This is a genomic window from Cellvibrio sp. GW822-FHT04B05 (genome assembly GCF_058800985.1).
In genome coordinates, this window is the sequence record NZ_JBXAMU010000005.1 from 144,466 (window position 1) to 165,609 (window position 21,144).

At 47.8% G+C, this 21,144-nt stretch carries 18 protein-coding genes; 13 read left to right on the plus strand and 5 right to left on the minus strand.

The features are described from left to right. Positions 1–30: 30 nt before the first annotated feature. Positions 31–2,649, minus strand: coding sequence for a bifunctional aconitate hydratase 2/2-methylisocitrate dehydratase (gene acnB / locus AC1RJL_RS16415; protein WP_492915969.1), 2,619 nt, complete (start codon positions 2,647–2,649; stop codon positions 31–33). Positions 2,650–2,960: 311 nt separating this feature from the next. Here acnB and AC1RJL_RS16420 point away from each other — a divergent pair, with 311 nt between their 5' ends. From AC1RJL_RS16420 to AC1RJL_RS16445, 6 genes are all read left to right on the plus strand, one after another. Then, a complete protein-coding gene (locus AC1RJL_RS16420) occupies positions 2,961–3,980 on the plus strand; it encodes an SMP-30/gluconolactonase/LRE family protein (RefSeq protein ID WP_492915971.1) in 1,020 nt (339 codons plus the stop codon). Positions 3,981–4,045: 65 nt separating this feature from the next. Then, the gene (locus AC1RJL_RS16425) at positions 4,046–4,528 is read left to right on the plus strand and encodes a DUF1289 domain-containing protein (RefSeq protein ID WP_492915973.1); all 483 of its coding nucleotides are present in this window, start codon (positions 4,046–4,048) and stop codon (positions 4,526–4,528) included. 10 nt (positions 4,529–4,538) lie between these two features. Then, a complete protein-coding gene (locus AC1RJL_RS16430; protein WP_492915974.1) occupies positions 4,539–5,144 on the plus strand; it encodes a MiaE family protein in 606 nt (201 codons plus the stop codon). Between the two features lie 222 nt (positions 5,145–5,366). Further along, complete coding sequence (locus AC1RJL_RS16435) at positions 5,367–7,274, plus strand: beta strand repeat-containing protein (RefSeq protein WP_492915976.1); 1,908 nt, start codon at positions 5,367–5,369, stop codon at positions 7,272–7,274. A 224-nt stretch (positions 7,275–7,498) separates the two neighbouring features. Beyond that, positions 7,499–9,973, plus strand: coding sequence for a glycoside hydrolase family 9 protein (locus AC1RJL_RS16440; protein WP_492915977.1), 2,475 nt, complete (start codon positions 7,499–7,501; stop codon positions 9,971–9,973). Positions 9,974–10,042: 69 nt separating this feature from the next. Further along, a complete protein-coding gene (locus tag AC1RJL_RS16445) occupies positions 10,043–10,429 on the plus strand; it encodes a LiaF transmembrane domain-containing protein (RefSeq protein ID WP_492915979.1) in 387 nt (128 codons plus the stop codon). Positions 10,430–10,494: 65 nt separating this feature from the next. Here AC1RJL_RS16445 and AC1RJL_RS16450 read toward each other — a convergent pair whose 3' ends face one another. The 3 genes from AC1RJL_RS16450 to AC1RJL_RS16460 are packed head-to-tail and all read right to left on the minus strand — an operon-like array spanning position 10,495 to position 13,604. Then, positions 10,495–12,321 (minus strand): methyltransferase domain-containing protein, encoded by a 1,827-nt coding sequence (locus tag AC1RJL_RS16450; RefSeq protein WP_492915980.1) that lies wholly within the window; start codon positions 12,319–12,321, stop codon positions 10,495–10,497. A gap of 53 nt (positions 12,322–12,374) precedes the next feature. Beyond that, positions 12,375–13,097: a UDP-2,3-diacylglucosamine diphosphatase gene (locus AC1RJL_RS16455; RefSeq protein WP_492915982.1), complete on the minus strand. Its 723-nt coding sequence runs from the start codon at positions 13,095–13,097 to the stop codon at positions 12,375–12,377. A gap of 15 nt (positions 13,098–13,112) precedes the next feature. Beyond that, positions 13,113–13,604: a peptidylprolyl isomerase gene (locus AC1RJL_RS16460; RefSeq protein ID WP_492915984.1), complete on the minus strand. Its 492-nt coding sequence runs from the start codon at positions 13,602–13,604 to the stop codon at positions 13,113–13,115. Positions 13,605–13,700: 96 nt separating this feature from the next. Between AC1RJL_RS16460 and tmk the strand changes: the two genes are divergently transcribed. Beyond that, a complete protein-coding gene (tmk, locus tag AC1RJL_RS16465; RefSeq protein ID WP_492916599.1) occupies positions 13,701–14,324 on the plus strand; it encodes a dTMP kinase in 624 nt (207 codons plus the stop codon). On the opposite strand, the gene AC1RJL_RS16470 is transcribed toward tmk, so the two are convergent. Next, the gene (locus AC1RJL_RS16470; protein WP_492915986.1) at positions 14,321–14,959 is read right to left on the minus strand and encodes a pseudouridine synthase; all 639 of its coding nucleotides are present in this window, start codon (positions 14,957–14,959) and stop codon (positions 14,321–14,323) included. The two genes, tmk and AC1RJL_RS16470, sit on opposite strands and share 4 nt — an antisense overlap. A 97-nt stretch (positions 14,960–15,056) precedes the next feature. Here AC1RJL_RS16470 and AC1RJL_RS16475 point away from each other — a divergent pair, with 97 nt between their 5' ends. The 6 genes from AC1RJL_RS16475 (at position 15,057) to AC1RJL_RS16500 (ending at position 21,033) form a co-directional block, all read left to right on the plus strand. Beyond that, positions 15,057–16,082 (plus strand): DNA polymerase III subunit delta', encoded by a 1,026-nt coding sequence (locus AC1RJL_RS16475; protein WP_492915988.1) that lies wholly within the window; start codon positions 15,057–15,059, stop codon positions 16,080–16,082. A gap of 69 nt (positions 16,083–16,151) precedes the next feature. Further along, positions 16,152–16,505 (plus strand): PilZ domain-containing protein, encoded by a 354-nt coding sequence (locus AC1RJL_RS16480; protein ID WP_310070574.1) that lies wholly within the window; start codon positions 16,152–16,154, stop codon positions 16,503–16,505. 107 nt (positions 16,506–16,612) lie between these two features. After that, positions 16,613–17,404: a TatD family hydrolase gene (locus tag AC1RJL_RS16485; RefSeq protein WP_492915991.1), complete on the plus strand. Its 792-nt coding sequence runs from the start codon at positions 16,613–16,615 to the stop codon at positions 17,402–17,404. Between the two features lie 164 nt (positions 17,405–17,568). Continuing rightward, positions 17,569–18,186 (plus strand): dUTP diphosphatase, encoded by a 618-nt coding sequence (locus AC1RJL_RS16490; RefSeq protein WP_492915993.1) that lies wholly within the window; start codon positions 17,569–17,571, stop codon positions 18,184–18,186. Positions 18,187–18,365: 179 nt separating this feature from the next. Next, the gene (locus AC1RJL_RS16495; RefSeq protein ID WP_492915995.1) at positions 18,366–19,832 is read left to right on the plus strand and encodes a dihydrolipoyl dehydrogenase; all 1,467 of its coding nucleotides are present in this window, start codon (positions 18,366–18,368) and stop codon (positions 19,830–19,832) included. A 217-nt stretch (positions 19,833–20,049) separates the two neighbouring features. Next, complete coding sequence (locus tag AC1RJL_RS16500; protein ID WP_492915997.1) at positions 20,050–21,033, plus strand: malate dehydrogenase; 984 nt, start codon at positions 20,050–20,052, stop codon at positions 21,031–21,033. Positions 21,034–21,144 lie beyond the last annotated feature (111 nt).

Here is a 21,144-nt window from a genome sequence, read left to right on the forward strand (position 1 = left end):
AAGCGGGTTTTTTATTGGAGCCTGGGCTAGTTAAACAGCAACAGTTTGGATCTCTACCGCTGCAATACGCTTGCCTTCGTTGGCAGCATTTTGGTAGCTCTCAATTTCGTTGAAATTGAGGTAGCGATAAATCTCGGAAGACATACTGTTGATCTTGCTGGCGTAACTTTGGTACTCCTCTGGCGTTGGCAGTTTGCCGATAACTGCAGCGATAGCAGCCAACTCGGCAGAAGCCAAATACACGTTAGCACCTTCCCCCAAACGGTTCGGGAAGTTACGGGTTGAGGTGGAAACCACAGTCGATCTTGGCGCTACGCGTGCCTGGTTACCCATGCAGAGTGAGCAGCCTGGCATTTCGGTGCGGGCACCTTTAACGCCGTAGATGCTGTAGTAGCCTTCTTCCATCAATTGGTGTTCATCCATTTTGGTAGGCGGTGCAATCCACAGGCGAGTTGTTAACTCATCTTTGGTCGAGGCCAGCAGCTTACCGGCAGCGCGGAAGTGACCGATGTTGGTCATACAAGAACCGATAAACACTTCATCAATTTTGGCGCCGGCAACGTCAGACAATATTTTCACATCATCCGGATCGTTAGGGCAGGCGAGGATTGGCTCTTTGATATCGGCCAGGTCGATGTCGATAACCGCCGCGTATTCGGCATCGGCATCCGCTTCCATCAACTCAGGGTTGGCAATCCAGGCTTCCATCTTCTGCGCGCGGCGCTCAAGGGTGCGGATGTCGCCGTAACCTTGTTCGATCATCCAGCGCAGCATGGTGATGTTGGATGTCATGTATTCGATGATTGGCGCTTTGTCCAACTTGATAGTACAACCGGCAGCTGAACGCTCAGCTGATGCGTCAGAAATTTCAAAGGCTTGCTCTACTTTCAGATCAGGCAAGCCTTCCACTTCAAGGATGCGGCCAGAGAAAATGTTTTTCTTGCCCTTTTTCTCAACAGTCAATAAACCGGCTTTGATCGCGTACAGAGGAATGGCATTTACCAGATCACGCAAGGTGATGCCCGGTTGCAATTCGCCTTTAAAGCGAACCAGAACTGATTCAGGCATATCCAGTGGCATAACGCCGGTCGCTGCAGCAAAGGCTACCAGACCGGAACCGGCCGGGAAGGAAATACCGATCGGGAAACGGGTATGCGAATCACCACCGGTACCTACGGTGTCAGGCAGCAGCATACGGTTCAACCAGCTGTGGATGATACCGTCGCCTGGACGCAGGGAAACACCGCCGCGGGTCATAATGAAGTCGGGCAGGGTATGTTGGGTTTCGATATCAACCGGCTTCGGATAAGCAGCGGTGTGGCAGAAAGACTGCATGGTCAGGTCGGCAGAGAAGCCAAGGCACGCCAGGTCTTTCAATTCGTCGCGGGTCATTGGACCGGTGGTGTCCTGTGAACCTACGGTAGTCATGTAGGGTTCGCAGTAGGTGCCAGGGCGAATACCGGTTACACCGCACGCCTTACCTACCATTTTTTGTGCGAGGGTATAGCCTTTGCCGCTATCTGCCGGTGCTTCTGGCAAGCGGAACAAGGTGCTTGCAGGCAAGCCCAATGATGCACGAGCTTTGGTGGTCAGGCCGCGACCGATGATTAGCGGGATACGACCGCCAGCTTGGACTTCGTCCAGTAATACGTCTGATTTGAGGCTGAATTCAGAGATCACAGCACCCGTGGTGCCGTTAAGGATTTTGCCCTCGTAAGGACGGATCTCAATCACATCACCCATGTTCAGGTCATCAACCGGTGCTTCAAATACCAGGGCGCCAGCATCTTCCATGGTGTTGTAGAAAATCGGCGCGACTTTGCTGCCGATACACACACCGCCAGTACGCTTGTTAGGTACACCGGGGATATCTTCACCGATGAACCAAAGCACGGAGTTGGTTGCTGATTTACGTGAAGAACCGGTACCGACGACATCGCCCACAAATACCAGTGGATAACCTTTGGTTTTCAGTTCTTCAAGTTGCTTGATCGGACCGATTTTGCCTGGCTCGTCAGGAGTGATACCGTCACGCGTCATTTTGAACATGGCGAGTGCGTGTAGAGGGATATCAGGGCGTGACCATGCATCTGGTGCTGGTGACAGGTCATCGGTATTGGTTTCGCCGGTGACTTTGAATACGGTGAGCTTGGTGCTCTCGGGAACTTTAGGCTTGCTGGTGAACCACTCGGCATCGGCCCAGGACTGCATCAGCTCTTGCGCGTGCGGGTTGCCTGCTTTCACTTTCTCTTCCACATCGTGGAATGCATCAAACATCAACAGGGTGTGCTTGAGTTCTTTGGCAGCCAAGGGCGCCAATGTCGCGTCATCAAGCAAATTAACCAGGGTTTCTATGTTGTAACCGCCGAGCATCATGCCGAGCAGTTTAATCGCGAGAGGCTTATCGATCAGGGGAGAAGAGGCTTCGTCTTTCAAAATCGCGCTTAGGAAAGCGGCTTTAACATAGGCGGCTTCATCGACGCCGGGAGGAACGCGGTTGGTGATCAAATCGAGTAATACTTCAGCTTCACCAGCGGGGGGATTCTTTAATAGCTCGACCAATCCTGCAACTTGTTCGGCGTTAAGCGGTTTTGGTGGAATACCTTCAGCGGCGCGTTCTGCGACCTGTTTACGATAGGCTTCAAGCACGGTTTTATCCTCATTAGTGTGGAGTTTACTCCCTCGGCAGGATCTCTGCTTCCGGAGACTATCCATGGCCTTCATGGATGACTAAGAGCGTTCAAAAATTAAGCGCTCTTAAAGATGCTCGCAAGAGAGCGGTAAATCGGGTGCAGAGTATACCTCAAGCGGCGCGGGCTGTTAATGCGCGCGGCGTAAACGCAGCGGTTTTTAAGGCCGATATTGATGTCGATTGTGATAAGGTGGCGACCTTATTTGGAGACTCGATATAACCCTTACGGCAACGATAAAGCGGCATAGGCAATAAGAATGAGGCATTTATGAAAGCAATACCAAAAAAACTGTTCCTGTCCGGCGTGATGGTCGGATTACTGGCAACTCTGGCTGGCTGCGATAAAAAAGCCGCAGAAACCCCAGTCAATAACGATGCGTCAGTAGCATCGGCAGACGCTCCAGCTACAACCGCTGTTGCAGCTTGTGAGGGCACAGCGCCAGCGGGCGATCTTATTCCCGTGCGTATCGAAGCGGCGAATACCACCCGCACCGAGCCAGGATTATTTGAAGGTCCAGTGTGGATCAATAATTCGCTGTATTTTTCCGATTTCGTCTTCACTAACGGTTTTTCATCGCGTATTCAAAAACTGGATACCAACGGCGCTGTGACAACAGCGATTGATGATTCAGGCAGCAACGGTCTCGCGGTAGACAACAACGGTTTGTTAGTGGCAGGTACGCACAAATACAAAGGCCTTTCCCGTTTTAATCCAGCAACGGGCGAGCGCAGTTCGATAGTCGAGCAATATAATGGCAATGTGTTCAATTCACCTAATGATATTGCTATCGCCAAAGACGGTACTATTTACTTTACCGATCCTGATTTCCAACGCGATGCAGCGCCCGGTGGACAGGAAAAAACCGGTGTGTATCGTGTCGCTATCGACGGCACTGTAACATTGGTTGATGACACCATCAGCAATCCAAACGGTATTGCGTTATCGCCAGCGGAAGACGTGCTTTATGTTAACGGTGGTGGTGAGCAAGGTTTGTTGCGCGCATATCCCGTCGTAAATGGCGTGCCTCAAGCTGGAAAAGATTTGGTAACCAGTCTCGTTATTCCAGATGGTATGGCAGTAGATTGTCTCGGCAATATTTATGTGACCGAACATCTTGCGCGCACCTTGCGTGTGTATACCCCGGCAGGCGAACAAATTGCACAAGCCACTACCGATGCGAATCTCACCAACGCCGCTTTTGGTGGTGTGGAAGGTAAAACACTGTTCCTGACCGGCGCTGGCTCGCTGTGGAAAATTGATTTGGCAATCACTGGTTCTGCGTACTGACCCGTTTTATTTAAACCAGCGAGTCATCTCCATCCTGATGATGACTCGTGTTAAAAAATCATTTTATGCTTGTATTAAAACCCGTAAAAACTCCATGCGTGGGCATTTGTTCCACCGGTATTGGCGATAGTGTTTGCCGTGGTTGCAAACGCTTCGGCCATGAAGTTATTGATTGGAACAGTTATACCCATGAGCAGCGCTTGTTGATTGCCCGGCGGTTGGAAAACTTTCTCACGCAAATCGTGCAGAATATGATTCAAGTCAACGATGAAAAATTACTGCTCACGCAAATTAAGCATCAGCAAATCCAATTCAAGCCCGAGCAGAACCCTTATTGCTGGGTATTTGATTTGCTGCGTGCTGGCGCAAGTCAGATTCAGGATCTCTCATTATATGGGCTCTCCCTGCAAGTCAAATGGACAGGCACGCCTTTAACAGTGATACGCGATAACATCGACAAAGATTTTTATGCACTTTCTTGCGCGCATTACGAACGCTATATATCGCCGTGCTTTGTTACCACTGAAACCCTCGAACAACACAAATAGCTTTTACCTTATGAATGCTCTCGCCAAAATCCAGCAATTCCTCCATTGTGAAACCCCGGATGCCTGGGTGAAAAATGCCTTGGACAACCAGGCACTGTTATTACTGGATCACGCCAACTGCGAAAAAAAGGCTGCATCCACTGCAGTTAATTTGATGTTCCGCTATGTAGGGGATTTCGACATGATGAACAAAATGTCTCGCCTCGCACGTGAAGAACTGCGTCACTATGAACAAGTGATGGCAATTATGAAGGCAAGGGGAGTTGCTTACGATCAAATAACCCCGGGGCGCTATGCCGGTGAACTACGCAAATTGGTTCGCACCTCGGAGCCTGGTCGCTATATAGATACACTTATCGTCGGCGCAATTATTGAAGCACGTTCTTGTGAGCGCTTCGCCAAAGTTGCCCCTTATCTCGATGAAGAATTGCAAAAATTTTATTTATCCCTCCTCAAATCTGAATCCCGCCACTACGAAGATTATCTAACCCTCGCCAAACGCGCTGCCGGAGGCGCTGATATTTCTGCAAGAGTGCAGGAGTTTTTAGCTGTGGAGAAAACGTTGATTGAAGGGGCTGACGAGGAATTTCGTTTCCACTCGGGGGTAGTTGCTTAATTGTAGGTTGGTGCGGGCCGCGTAGGTTGAGCTTGCGAACCCCAACACACGTAATATCAATTCCTGTTTTCTTTGATTTACAAAAAAATCCCGCACGAGTTATTGCTCGATCACGCCGAATGGCTAATTTTTGACATTCCATTACTGAATTCATCGTTTTGTAACAATTATTGTCGATTCTTTGGCATCTATTTTCTCATGTGGAATATGCCGGGGATTCAAATGAAAACTATCGCGACGAAAAACATCAACAAACCTGCTTCTTTGCCTAAATCCTTATCAAAGAATCTGCTTTCACTAATGTTGGTCGGCTGTGCTTCGGCCAGTTGGGCGGTGCCCTTTGAGATTGCAGCCAATACTAATGCTACAGGTGTAAAAACAATTACCGGTAATGAATCCGGTGTGGTTAATCAGGGGGCTAACCTGAATGCGACAGATAAAACCATTACATGGTCTGGCGCAACGGCGGGAACGGTCACTATTGATAACCATGGTACGGTTCAGGCAACTACCAGCGGTGGTCGTGCGATTGACACCAGCAGTAGTGGCGGCGCAGGTCGCTCATTGGTTTTACATAATTCTGAAACGGGCCAGATTCTTGGCGGCAATGATGCAGTGCGAATCAATTTTTCATCTGGCACCGTTGGCTCTGTAAGCGTCGATAACGCCGGTTATATTTATTCTGCTTCCGGTCAGGCACTGGATTTCAACGCGATTGAAAATGGCACTGTTGAAATTGTTAACAAGGCAACCGGTGTGATTAGTAGCAAAGATGCCGATGCAATTCGTCCTGGCAGTAACGGTACTGTAATCAATTACGGCAAAATTATTGGTGGTGGTGCAGGGCTTGTTCCCGGCGCAGTGAATTTATCAAGCGAAGCAATCGATTTCCAAAGTTTTGGTGGCAGGGTGCAAAACCAAACCGGTGGCATTATTGAAGGCGGTCGCCATGGTATTACTGGCGATGGCGTAGTGGATGTTATTAACGCAGTAGGTGGATTAATTAGCGGCCATAACGGTTCGGGAATTAATTTGGATAACACCGGCAGTGTAATTAATTACGGCACTATTTCCGGCAATTTCGATGCTTCACTTATTAATGGTGATGGAGACGGTGTGGATATTGATCGCATCGGTAGTATTGATAACTACGGGCGTATCGAAGCCAATGGCGCTGGCGGTGTTAAAGATGGTCCTACCGATTTTAATCGCGCCGATGGTGTAGCGATGGGCGGCGGTATTATCAATAACTACGCCGGTGCGACGATTTACAGTTCAGATCGCGGCATTTTGATTGACGATAGTGAGGGTGGTGCAGCTTTTGGTAAAACCACGTTAATTAATCATGGCACTATCGACGCGAAATCTACCGGTGTTGTGTTCCAGGGCGAGTGGGATGATTACCTGCAAAATACCGGCACTATTCGCAGTCGTACTGGTGATACTGCGATAGATCTGGGTGGTGGTAACGATACCTTGGTGGTTGCAACCGGATCTGTTATAGAAGGCGCTGTAAAAGGAGGAAGTGGAAAAGACAAATTAATTTTGGCGGGTTCCGGTACTGGCCAACTTGGCGTGACAAAGGAATTTGAATCAATACAAATTGAAGGCGGTGACTGGACAATTGGTGGTGTGCAATCGCTGGAAAATTTAAATGGCATTGGTCGTTTGCATGCTGATGCGATTCATTTATTGAATGGTTCCAGCATGTCAATTGGCACTTCAATCGATAGCGCAGGGAATCTTGACCTTTTTTCAGATGTAAGTTTGGCAGGTACAACTTATCTCGATTTCTTTGATAGCGGTGAGCAAGATTTATTAAATATACATGGAGTGTTGACCTTGCTTGACTCCAGTATTTTTCAATTGAATTTTAACGGTAACAATTTTGTTGATGGGCAAGTTTTCAGTGTGTTGAATGCGACTACGATTATCGGTCTTGATTACTCGACGTTTTTATTTAATGGCTTGGATAGTGATTGGAACTGGGAATTTAATCAGGTGAATAATGCATTAAGTGTGACTTTGCATCGTTCCTCCGCGAGCGTTTCTGAACCTGGCTCACTAGGCTTGGCACTGATGTCGCTTATGTTTTTGGTCGGCTTACGTAAGCGCAGTCGCACCAAATAATTCACATTTTTCAACGGCTGTATTTATAACGCGCACCAAAAAGTGCGCGTTATTTTTTGCAATGGGTAAAAGTTCGGTTGGAGTAGATTTAGTCGGAAATGATAAGTGGAGATTTAGTTGAAAAGTGCTCCACTGTGCTCCGTTATTAAGTGTAAATCTTGTATACCGGTATGTTATGTGCAATTAGACTATAAGTCTGTGCTAATAATAATCAGGAGCTACACATGGCTTATCAACCCGGTCAATGGCGAGGTTTTCTCGCTATTTTGTTTGTTTCCCTTACCCTGCCGGTTCAGGCAAAAAATGGTCTTGCCCTTAATGACAAAGACTACTTTGAAAAGCCCGGCCTTAACGTGCTGGTATTTAGTAATTGGTACGATGGACTGTTTAGCGATTCAAAAACCAGTGGTGTCGAACTGATTCACCACGGTGAACGCACCGTGACCAATGGTGATGTGCGCCTGAATGCGACGCCAGAACAGTGGGATATGACGCCTATGTTCAAAGAGCGCAAAGTGAATCACGCGGAACAATCCATCGAAGCATTTTTGCATTACCCCGAGCAACAATTCGATTTTTCCATTAAGGTAATAAAAAACGCGGCTGGTGTTCGGCTGACGGTTAATTTGCCAAAACCGCTGCCCAAATCCCTTGAGGGTAAAGCTGGTTTTAATCTGGAATTTTTGCCTGCAGCTTATTTTCATAAATCTTTTCTAATGGATGATCAGGCTGGCGGTTTTCCTGTTTATCCCACCGGGTTAAAAGAAATTAATAATAAAGCGAACCCTGTAGCACTCGCACAAGGGCAGAGATTAGTGCTCGCGCCAGAAGATTCCAAACGTCGTGTCAGCATTCAAACCAATGGTTCACCTCTGGAGCTTTACGATGGGCGTGGCAAGGCACAGAACGGCTGGTTTGTTGTGCGCAGTAAAATCCCGGCCAATAAAACCGGAGCGGTAATCGAGTGGCAAATTGATGCGGCTACCGAAAAAAATTGGCTGCGTGAACCCATGATTGCCCACTCGCAAGTCGGTTACCATCCTGCGCAGAAAAAAGTAGCTGTTATTGAATTGGATGCACGCGATAGAAAAATCCAAAAAGCAAGTCTGGTAAGAATTAATTCCGATGGCACACGCAAAACGGTATTCAGTGAAAAACCCAAAAGCTGGGGAAAATATTTGCGTTACGAATATTGCCAATTTGATTTCAGCAAAATACAAGAACCGGGTTTGTATTTAATTCGCTATGGCGATCAGGATACCCACAGTTTCCGTATCGACAAATCGGTTTACCAAAGCGCATGGCATCCAACATTGGATATGTATTTACCGGTGCAGATGGACCATATGACGGTGAATGAAGCTTATCGTATATGGCATGGTGCTTCGCATTTGGATGATGCTTTGCAAGCGCCGGTTAGTCACGAACATTTTGATCTCTATGCGCAGGGGCCAACGACCGATACGCCTTACAAACCCGGCGAGCATATTCCCGGTTTAAATATTGGCGGTTGGTACGATGCCGGTGATTACGATATTCGCACCCAAACCCAATATGATGTCGTTAATACGCTGGTAACTGCGTGGGAAACCTTTGAGTTGAAGCGCGATACCACAAGCGTGGACTACGCACGCAAGTTTGTTGATCTGCACACGGAAGATGGCAAGCCTGATGTGTTGCAACAAATCGAACATGGCACGCTCGCATTAATTGCACAGCATCGTGCGGTGGGCCATGCAATTCCGGGAATTGTCGAAGCACATATTGATCAATACCACCATTTAGGGGATGGCATCACCAAAACCGATAATTTAATTTACGATCCAAAAAAATCCGAGCTGGAAACAGATGGTTTCAAAAGCGGAAAATTTGATGATCGTTGGGCATTTACCAGTAAGTCATCGTCGTTAAATTATGGTTCTGCTGCTGCGCTCGCCGCCGCAAGCCGTGCACTTACAGGCTACAACAATGCGCTTGCCCAAGAGTGTTTGGCTACAGCGAAAAAAGTATGGCAGGACGAACAAGCTAAACCAAAGCCTGGCATGTTTTCTTATGGCAATACCACCGGTGGAAAGTTGGAGCACGAGCAATTAAAAGCGGCGACAGAGTTGCTGATGACTACCGGCGAAGCGCAATACGCGAGTGCAGTGGAAAAACTACTTGCCACAGTAGAGTTTGGCTATACCGCTTCCTGGTTTATTCGTGCAATGCCACATATGTCGGATGGATTTAAACAACGGGTAAAAGCGGCGGCGCAAACCTATCAAAAAGAATTGATTGAGGCAGAATCCAAAAATCCATTTGGGGTGCCAATTACTGAAGGCGGTTGGGCGGGTAGTGGTTGGGTAATCCGCAATTCAATTAATAATTACTATATCCATAAAGCATTTCCGGAGTTGGTTGGTCGCGAGTCGGTGTTGCAAGGTTTGAACTTTCTGTATGGTACTCATCCTGCGCACAACTTGTCGTTAGTATCAAATGTAGGAACTCGCTCCAAAGAAGTGGCATATGGGATGAATCGCGCTGATTTTTCGTTTATTTCCGGCGGGATTGTTCCGGGTATCCTGATTTTGAAACCTGACTATCCCGAGAATCACGAAGACTGGCCTTTCTTCTGGGGTGAGAATGAATACGTGGTTAATCTGGCGGCAAGTTATATCTTCCTGGTAAACGCAGCAGAAGATGTTTTAAAACATTGATATGTACGTGAATCTATTCCTCGGTTTATGATGTCCAACAAGGTGCATCAATAATCCAAGGAGTTAGTTATGCCCAACCCTGATGAAAACGATTTATTACCATCTACTACCAAAAGGAATAGATTCACCTCAAGCGGCTGGCCTTTGGGGCTGGCTGTTGTTGTGATCGGTGGGCTATTGTTAGCGCGCAACCTTGGTTTCGAGTTGTTTTTTTTGGATTTTCATAATTGGTGGGCATTTTTTATTTTGTTGGCAGCCATAGGCCCATTGCAGCAGGCATTCAGTTTTTATCGTAAAGAGGGATTCAATGCGTCCGTTGCCAACTCGTTAGTGTCGGCAGGGGCAATTATTTTTGTTTCGCTGTTGTTTCTACTCGATTTGTCTTTTTGGACCTGGTGGCCGGTTTTTGTCATTGTCGGTGGTTTGTACATGATGACGAGCCGTAATCGAAATTGATAGCAATTACATAGATGCTCAACAATAGTCGGTCAAAATTAGCCCCGCAGGTTCAACTTGCGGGGCTAATTTTTTTGCAGCCAAAGTTGATACATGCCAACAAACGTATCCGGATATTGAATCTCAAATTCGTGCCATTTCTCTAAATCGAGTGCGGCTTCTGCTTGCGAATGCTGCTGATTGAATTGTTGGCGAGCCCACGTGGAGGCATCAAAACCAACTACTGCCAAGCCCAACTGCGCGATCATCGTTTTTAGCTGTAGCAATGTGAAGCGATGCTCCTGCACATGAAAAAGTAAATCCCGACAACCACTCAGGCTATAAAAATCGTCGCTGTGGGCAAGCTCGGCTAATGGTGATCCTGCAGGTTGTGAGAAGACATGATCGCGAAATATTTTAATGTCTTTGTTGGAGTTGCCGAGTTGTAATTCATTAATGCGTTGGTGAGCGAGAACAATGCGGCGGCGTGCAATTTCGCTGTACAAACTGATACGCATAACGCCGCCAGGTTTCAGAATTCCGCATAATGCCTGCCATCCGGTTTGCGGATTTTCCATGTGATGCAGTACGCCGGTACTATTAATAAGATCGAATTTTTTATTTAGTTGAGCCGCGTCCAGAATATTGCCTTGAATAAAGTCCACATTTGAAATTCGTAATTCATTGGTCATACGTTTGGCGTAAGCGAGACTTTTACTGCTTAAATCCAATGCTGTAATCTGTGCACTTTTGTCCATGCGCGCGAGTTCAATAGGTTCAAAACCTGTGCCGCAACCCGCAACCAATACCGAGATCTTATCGTTAGATAAATTTTGATGCTTAATGCCGGGAAGCTGTCGCAATATTTGCGTTAGCGGTATTTGTACCGGTGCTGGTGGAACTTGCCAGCGCGGGTATGGGTTTTCTTCATATTGGTTGCGCACCTTATCCGAAATGCTGCTTGTGCTTTTACTACTGGCGATTGTACCGATGCACGGAAAGCTATTTTGATATTGCTGCTCTTGCTGAAGATCTGACAAGGTGCGTTTTATTAATAGCTCAAGATAAATATTCGGTTGTTGCTCAAATGATATCTGTTGGTCTGCAAAATCAAACAGCGGACGATACATGCATGCTAGCAGCAATGTGAATATTGTCTGGGTAGCCGATGTGCGAATTTCCCTTTCGATACTAGCCAATAGTTGCTCTTCGTCATCACTGACTGCAAATACATATTCGTTAGCAAAACATTGCAGCGCGAGTGCACATACGAGCTCGCTATAATTGTGGGCGTGATTATCTGCGGGCAATAATCTGGTCAGTAGAAGTGTCTTGCGAATCTGTATCAACCAGCGTTCGATACCTGCGTGAGTATTAATACAGCGGGTTAAATACGATAAAAATAATGGATCAGTTGCAAGTGATTGCAATAGCTGCGGAGTAATATTGGTGATATTGAATAGTGTTGAATCAGGATATTTATTACTCAAATGAGCACTTGTTACTCGTGCAAGTAACTGGTGATCTATATTCGGCTCATTGATGCACTGTATTAAATCCCGCTCCAATTCCACGCTAAAGCTGGCGGGCGTTAATTCGGCTAGTAACGGTGTCATTTGCCGGCGAACCAGCGAGTTATCCGGTTCAATTTTCAATGCATGGCTAAGTACTTGCAGAGCGTGATTGTAGTTTCCATGGAGTTTGAACAATTCAGCCATACCGAGAAAGGCGCTAATACAAGCAGGTGAAATCTTTACAGCCTGCTGGAATGACGCCATTGCCATTGAATATTCACGCTGAACTATTTGCTGCCTGGCGATTTGACAGAGACTGTCGGCTTCGGGGTGAATATTTTGCCGTTGAGCGCTATGTTGATTGGTGATGGGTTGGTCGTTAGTGCCTTCAATTGTCATAAGACTTAATCCTGCGGCGACTTTTTATAATTTGGTTTAATTGTTTTGTATTTTTAAATTTTCCAGTCAAACAATTCGATAGTGTTTTCATCTGCTCGAATGCACCAGCCAGAGTCATGCCAGTCACCGAGAACAATACGTTCTGCAGGTTTGCCGTTAGTAATGAGCAGATGGCGTGCAGGTCGATGAGTGTGGCCGTGGATCAGGCGGGTTACGCCAGCAGCTTCCATTTGTCTTTGGGCCTCGGCAGGAGTGACATCCAGAATATCATCCGCTTTCATGCTGTTCATGCTTTCACTTTTTTCCCGCAACTGCGCAGCGATAGCGCGTCGTGCAGTAATTGATTGCGCAAGAAATTGGTCTTGCCATGGCGCGCTGCGTACCATGTTGCGAAATTGTTGGTATGCAACATCACTGGTACAGAGACTGTCGCCGTGCATCAGCAGTGTGGGTGTGCCGTATAAATCGATAACAGTGCCATCGGGAATTAACGTCATTCCTGCTTTGCTTGCATAGTCATTTCCCAGCAAAAAGTCGCGATTGCCGTGCATGTAATAAATCGCCACCCCTTTTTCTTTCAGCGCAAATAATTCATTGGCGACGTCTTGCAGAAGTTGCGTGTCGTCATCATCACCAATCCAGACATCGAAAAAATCGCCGAGAATGTAAAGCGCTTCAGCATGGATTGCCCGGGTATGCAAAAAATGAAAAAACGCCCGCGTGATCTGCGGGCGTGATTCGTGGAGATGTAAATCCGAAATAAAGAGTGTTTGCATATTAAGCGATAACTGTTAAGCAATCGTAGCGCTTTGAATAATGACAGCTTCTTTTGGTACGTCTTGATGGAAACCTTTGCTGCCAGTTTTTACTGCTTTAATTTTATTCACTACATCCATGCCGTCGGTCACTTTGCCGAATACGCAGTAACCCCAACCAGACGAATTTTTGCCGGAGTGATTCAAAAAGCTGTTGTCTTTAACATTGATAAAGAACTGGGCAGTTGCACTGTGAGGATCGTTGGTGCGCGCCATTGCCAAAGTACCGGTCAAATTTTGTAAACCGTTATCAGCTTCATTTTCAATTTGGTCGCGGGTTTCTTTCTGTTCAAAGTCTTCGGTAAAACCGCCACCTTGAATCATAAAACCGTCGATAACGCGATGAAAAATAGTGCCGTTGTAAAAACCTTCTTCAACATATTGTTTAAAGTTAGCGGCAGTTTTCGGCGCTTTTTCAAAATCCAGTTCGATAACAATATCGCCGTAGTTAGTATGTAGAGTGATCATTGCAAGTCTCCCTTGTGGAAAAAGCAGGTATGATACGCGCTCCCTGTTAGGGAAGGAATGCGTAACCCGATTAAATTTTTTGATGAAGTGAAGACTATGCAGCGCGGCAAATTTCTCACAATTGAAGGCACTGAAGGTGTAGGAAAAAGCACCAATTTGGCGTTTGTCCGCGATTGGCTGATTGCCCGTGGCATTGAAGTAGTGGTGACCCGCGAACCCGGTGGTACGCCTATGGCGGAAGAGGTGCGCGGTCTTTTACTGAGCAAGCGTGGTGAAGCCGTAGATGAAACCGCGGAGCTGTTATTGGTGTTTGCCGCACGCGCGCAACATCTGGCGCGCGTTATCAAACCAGCCCTGGCGCGCGGTGCCTGGGTATTGAGTGACCGGTTTACCGATGCGACTTATGCCTATCAGGGGGGGGGGCGGGGTCTGAATAAGTCTATTATCGAGCAGCTTGAACAGTTGGTGCAGGGCGAATTGCGACCGGATTTAACCTTGATTCTTGATATTGATGTGGAACTTGGCCTGAATCGCGCCCGCCAGCGCGGCGAGTTGGATCGGTTCGAAAGTGAAGCGATCGTATTCTTTGAGCGCGTACGTGCGGCTTATCGTCAGCGAGCTGAAACTGCGCCCGAGCGCTATGCGTTGGTCGATGCGGGTAAGACGCTGGCGGAAGTGCAGACGGAAATCGATACCGTATTGAGTCAATTGATCGGTTAAAAGTCCGGTGTCGCCTGTACGCGAACTTCGACGCCGGTAATTGGGTGATCCAACCACAACTCCTGGGCATGCAAGAGCAAGCGCGGTGCTTTGGCCAGTGTATCTTCAGGGGCATAGAGGCCGTCGCCCAGCATGGGGTGGCCAAGGCTTAACATGTGGACACGCAGTTGATGGGTGCGGCCACTGACAGGCTCCAACAGTACGCGGGTTGTCTTCTTTTCCACATTCCTTTCCAGCACCTGATAGCGCGTATGGGCCGCTTTGCCGCTCTCGAAACAGACTTTCTGCAGCGGGCGATTCGGCCAGTCGCAAATCAGCGGCAACTTGATTTCACCTCCATTTTCCACAACCAGTCCATCCACAACGGCGATATAGCGCTTATGGATTTCCCTCGCTTCGAATTTGCGGGTCAGGTTTTTCAGTGTCAGATAATTGAGTGGAAACATCACAATGCCTGATGTGCCTTGATCGAGGCGATGTGCTACGCGGGCATTAGGGTTAAATTTCAGCGCACGATTATAGAGGCAGTCCTGTTTATCCGGGCCTTTGCCAGGCACACAGAGTAATCCCGCAGGCTTGTTGGCAATGAGCAAATGCTCGTCGAGGTATAAAATGTCGAGCTGGGAGTCGGTCATCTACAGAGCCTGAAGCTGAATTAAGCGGGCGCGGATTATCGCAAATTTGCTAAGCTTGCCCAATCTTTTATTCAGTTCGAGCTAAATGAGTGATGCCATGAGTGACTTTCCCGCCCATCCATACCCTTGGCAATTAAGTGAATGGCAGCAGTTGGTGCAGCAGATTGCAGCGCAAAAACTGCCACACGCGATGATGATTGCCGGCCCCAAGGGGATCGGCAAGCGTCATCTGGCGGATGCGCTGGCGCAGTTGCTGTTGTGCCAATCGCCTGTTGAAGGCACTCCTTGCAGTAAATGTCGCGGGTGCGAACTAAACAAAGCACACACCCATCCTGACCTGGTATGGCTGGAGCCTGAAGAAGAGGGTAAGGCGATAAAGGTTGATCAGGTGCGTGAGCTGACTGAATCGCTCGGCAAAACCGCACAGCAGGGCGGTTATAAAGTGGTAATTATTGAGCCGGCAGAGGCGATGAATGGTAATTCTGCCAATGCTTTGCTGAAATCGCTCGAAGAGCCTGCGGCTAATACCTTGCTCATCCTTGTTACCCACAGTCCAAGCTCGGTATTACCTACTATTCGCAGCCGTTGCCAATTGCGTAAATTCCCTATGCCACGCACCGAGCAGGTGTTGCATTGGTTGTCGCCATTATTAGTCGGTAGTAATGCCAGGGCGGAGACGCTCCTTGTCGCTGCACGCGGCGCGCCATTAAGCGCCTTAGGCCTGTTGCAGGGCGATGCCCTGGAGCAGCGTGAGCAGGTATTGCACCAGTTTGTGCGATTAAGCCTGGGCCAACTATCGGCCATTGAACTGGCGGCCCAGTGGCATACTGGTGATGTGCATGGCTTTATGGAGTGGTTTCTCGGTTTGCTGCACAGCATCGCCCGCTGGCGGGTTGGTACCGATGATGTGCAAATGGAGCAGGCACCGGTGGAATGGCGCGAGCGTTTGAGTCAACTCAATTTGCCGCTTTTGCATCGCTATATCGAAAAAATCCTGCTCTCGAAAAGGCAATTATTAAGTGGAGCAAACCCCAATAAGCAATTGTTATTAGAGGAATTATTGCTCGATTGGGGCGCTTTGTTGCGCGCCAGCACGAATCGTGCGATGGCGTCTGGACACTAGTCAGCTAATCTATTAGTGTTCGACCTCATTCATGATTGTGACCTGATAAAACAACAACCAGGATTTGTTATGCAACCGATTGGCGGTGGTGCCCGTAACGGCATACTTTCTCTGACGATTAAAGATAAAGCTGTTCTCTACGCAGCCTATATGCCCTTTGTTAAAAATGGCGGCATGTTTATTCCCACCAACAAAAGCTACAAGTTGGGTGATGAAGTGTTTATGTTGTTGAGCCTGATGGATGAGCCGGAAAAAATCCCGGTAGCCGGTAAAGTCGTATGGGTGACCCCGAAAGGCGCGCAGGGTAACCGCGCGGCCGGAATTGGCGTACAGTTCAGTGATCAGGACAATACTGCGATTAACAAGATAGAGACTTATTTGGCAGGCATGCTGAGTTCAGACAAACCTACCCATACCATGTAACTGGTTCAACATGTAAAATCCGCTCCACTGAGTTTCTGCGAAGCCAGGTTATGCCTGGCTTTGTTATTTCTGTACCCGGTTTTTGCCTCTTGTTATTGGATGTGCCCATGCTAATCGACTCCCACTGCCATCTTGATCGAATCAAACTCGATCCCTACAACGGCGACTTGAGTGCTGCTATCTCCGCTGCCCATGAGCGTGGCATACAGCAAATGCTGTGTATCGGGATTAGTTTGGAAAATATCCAAACCGTGATCGATATTGCCCAGGCACATCCGCGTGTTGTTGCCTCTGTTGGCGTTCACCCATGCGATGTGAAAGAGGGCGCTGCAACCGCAGAGCAATTAATCAATTGGGCAGCGCAGCCCAAAGTTGTTGCGCTGGGTGAAACGGGCCTGGATTATCACTACGAGACCGAAAGTAAAGATATCCAACATGAAAGTTTTGCGCTGCATTTAAGTGTGGGCAAACAAATCGGTTTGCCTGTTGTTGTACATACCCGCGAAGCCAAAGCCGATACGCTAGCCTTGATCAAAGAGCACGGCAGCCTCGAATACAGCGGCGTGTTGCATTGCTTTACTGAGGATTGGGATATGGCAAAAGCCGCGCTGGATTTGAATTACTACATTTCCATTTCCGGTATCGTTACCTTTAAAACCGCCGAGCAAATCCGCGATGTGGTGCGCAATATGCCGCTGGATCGTTTGTTGGTCGAAACTGATTCGCCGTATCTCGCACCGATTCCTTATCGCGGTAAACCTAATGAACCAAAGTACGTACGCGAAGTTGCGCAATTCGTGGCGGACGTGCGTGGCATTCCGCTGGAGGAACTTGCCGAAAGAACGACCGAAAATTTTTATCGTTTGTTTAACAAAGCAAAACAATATTTACCAGGCTGAATGTAGGGGCGCTGCTTGCCGCGCCCAAATAAAATTCAAACCATAGGGGCGCTACTCGCCGTGCCCAAAACACATTTAATCCGTAGGGGCGCCGCTTGCTGCGCCCATAAAATTAAACAAAGCAGGGTGCAGCAAACAACTGCCCCAACAGGTAAGGCCTCACCATGAATGCTCAACAAATAAAAATCATGCTCGAATTGCAAAATGCAATGAACAACAAAGTGAATGCTAACTGGCAACAACAAGGCTACGAATGGTATCGCGCCATCTGGGTTGAGTGTGCCGAGTTGATGGATCATTACGGTTGGAAGTGGTGGAAAAAACAATCGCCGGATACAGAACAAGTTGCGCTTGAGCTAATCGATATCTGGCATTTCGGTTTAAGTATCCAACTGCAATCCGGCGCTTCGCTGGATGACATTATTACCAAGATAGAAAAAGAGCTGGTTATCTCCACCGACGAAAAAGATTTCCGCCTCGATCTGGAAAAGTTTGTCGCCGCCACGCTTGGCGACCGCCAATTCCACATTGGATTATTTGCGCGTCTGATGGCTAGTGTAAATATGAGTTTCGAGCAACTCTATCGCGGTTACGTGGGGAAAAACGTATTGAATTTTTTCCGCCAGGATCACGGCTATAAAGACGGTAGCTACCGCAAGCATTGGCACGATGGTCGCGAAGATAACGAGCATTTGGTTGAAGCCGTGCAACGCCTCGATACAACCAAGCCGGAATTTAAAGATGAACTATATCAGGCATTAGTAAAGCGTTATGAGCAATAAAGTAATCTGACCGATAAGTGAGTTTTGTTTTCAAAGGCCGCTAAGCGGCTTTTGTCGTATATGGGGATTTAGTTTTGACTTGCTTGATCGCCTTGGTAGGTGTGGTATGTGTGTTGTCGCACCGAATGAAATGGAGTGAATTTATATGGTAAGTGACGTTTTTCTGTTACGAGGATTAAATGAAAACACGTCACGTCGATATAGCCATTATTGGAGCGGGCACTGCTGGTTTGAGCGCTTACCGCGAAGCGCGAAAGTACACTGATAACCTGGTCCTGATTGAAGGGAATGCCTACGGAACAACCTGCGCACGTGTTGGTTGTATGCCCAGTAAATTATTGATTGCGGCTGCTGACCATGCACATCACGCCAGTCAAAATGGCGTTTTCGGTGTCGATTATCAAGCACCTGTTATAGATGGTCCAGCGGTACTGAACCGCATCAGAAGCGAACGCGATAGATTTGTTGGTTTTGTTGTTGATTCCATTAATGATTTTCCTGCGGAACACAAAGTAAAAGCCCAGGCTAAATTTATTTCTACCCGAGAACTTGAATTAACCGGCGCAGATGGTTCCGTATCGCATATGAGCGCCGAGCGTATTGTTATCGCTACGGGTTCTGCACCAGTTATTCCCGACTTCCTTCAAGATGTCGGTAAGCGTGTGTTGATTAGTGATGACTTGTTTGAGTTGGATGATCTGCCTGAATCCATTGCAATTTTCGGCCCCGGCGTTATTGGATTGGAGCTGGGGCAGGCGCTGAGCCGATTAGGCGTGCGCGTCGCAGTATTTGGTAAAAGTGGTGAACTTGCGTTTATTAAAGATCCTGCGATCAGTAGCTATGCGGATTTAGAATTCAATCATGAATTTTGTCTGGACTTGAATGCAGATATTAATAAGGTGCGCGCTGAAAAAGATTCGGTGATTGTTGAATATCGGCACCGCGAAAAAGGAATGATTGAGGAACGCTTTGATTTTGTGCTTGCTGCAACCGGGCGTCGCCCGAATATTGATGCGCTGGCTTTGGAAAATGCAGATCTGGAATTGGATCAAAAAGGTATTCCATTTCATAGCCGGCATACAGGACAGTGCGGCTCCTCTTCGATTTATATCGCTGGCGATGTTTCCAATGATATTCCATTGTTACATGAGGCTGCAGATGAAGGGCGTATTGCGGGCAGTAATGCCGGACGCTCATTGAAAAATCCCGATGATGTGCGCGCGGGTTTGCGCAGAACACCATTGAGTATTGTGTTTACCGATCCGCAGATCGCGAGTGTTGGACAGAATCTGGAAGAAATCAGGCGCAACTGCAGCAACTGCTATGCAATTGGTGAAGTCAGCTTTGAAGACCAGGGGCGCGCTCGCGTCATGAATAAAAATCACGGCTTGCTGCGTGTTTATGGAGAGCAGGGCACTGGTCTGTTATTGGGGGCAGAGATGTTCGGCCCTGCCGCAGAACATCTCGCTCACCAACTAGCCTGGGTGATACAGATGCGCATGACAGTGAGCGAGATCCTTGAATTGCCTTTTTATCATCCCGTTCTCGAAGAGGGGGTACGTACCGCATTGCGCGACCTCAATTACAAGCTGCATAAAGGCGCCCCTTCGCCAGAGGCTTGTCTGGATTGCGGCCCCGGCGCCTGACAACCACTTCCAATCATTGGTTTAATAATCACCAACCTGCTTTAAGTGGGAAAGACTCATAAGGTAAATTTGCGAGTCTTTCTCATCCTTACGCATTAAGAGGGTGAATTTTCCCTGTAAATGCCTATAATGCCCTCCCGTCTAAATTACAAAATCCGGCACACAATGCCCAACCTCTGTTCCTTTCCAATATCACCCGTATAAATGGAGTCTCATCGTGAAAGCACCTGTAAGAGTTACCGTCACCGGCGCCGCTGGCCAAATCAGTTATTCCCTGTTGTTCCGTATCGCCGCTGGCGACATGTTGGGTAAAGATCAACCAGTAATCCTGCAATTATTGGAAATCACCCCCGCGCTGAAAGCCCTGCAAGGCGTAGCGATGGAATTGGATGACTGTGCGTTCCCGCTGTTGGCTGGTATTGTTACTACTGACGATCCTGCAGTTGCTTTCAAAGACACCGATTACGCATTGCTGGTAGGCGCACGTCCACGTGGCCCAGGCATGGAGCGTAAAGACTTATTGGCTGCTAACGCCGCGATCTTCTCTGTGCAAGGTAAGGCGATTGATGATCACGCATCACGCAACATCAAAGTATTGGTTGTGGGCAACCCGGCTAACACCAATTCTCTGATTGCACAGCGCAACGCGCCAAACATCAATCCACGTCAATTCACTGCGATGACCCGTTTGGATCACAACCGTGCATTGTCTCAGCTGGCTACCAAAACCGGCACCAGTATCAACAACATCACCAAGGCACTGATCTGGGGTAACCACTCATCTACCCAGTATCCTGACTTGCACAACACTTTGGTTGATGGCAAACCAGCATTGAGCCTGGTTGACCAAACCTGGTACGAAGAAGATTACATCCCAACCGTACAACAACGTGGTGCTGCGATCATTGCGGCGCGCGGCGCTTCTTCTGCTGCATCTGCTGCCAACGCTGCAATCAATCACATCCGCGACTGGGCGCTGGGTACTCCAGAGGGTGATTGGACCAGCATGGGTGTATACAGCGATGGTTCTTACGGTATCGAAAAAGGCCTGATTTATTCATTCCCTGTTGTTTGTAAAAACGGCGATTGGGAAATCGTACAAGGTTTGGAAATCAACGAATTCTCTCGTGCGCGCATGCAAGCGACTGAAAAAGAATTGCAAGAAGAGCGCGATGCAGTAAAAGAATTGCTACCGGCTTAATATTTAAAGTTTACTTTTGTTAAAAAAACCAGGGGGTCGAAAGACCCCCTGGTTTTTGTTTGTGTTTTGGAAGTTGTAAATCATAAAAATCATGGGTTGTTGTACCACACC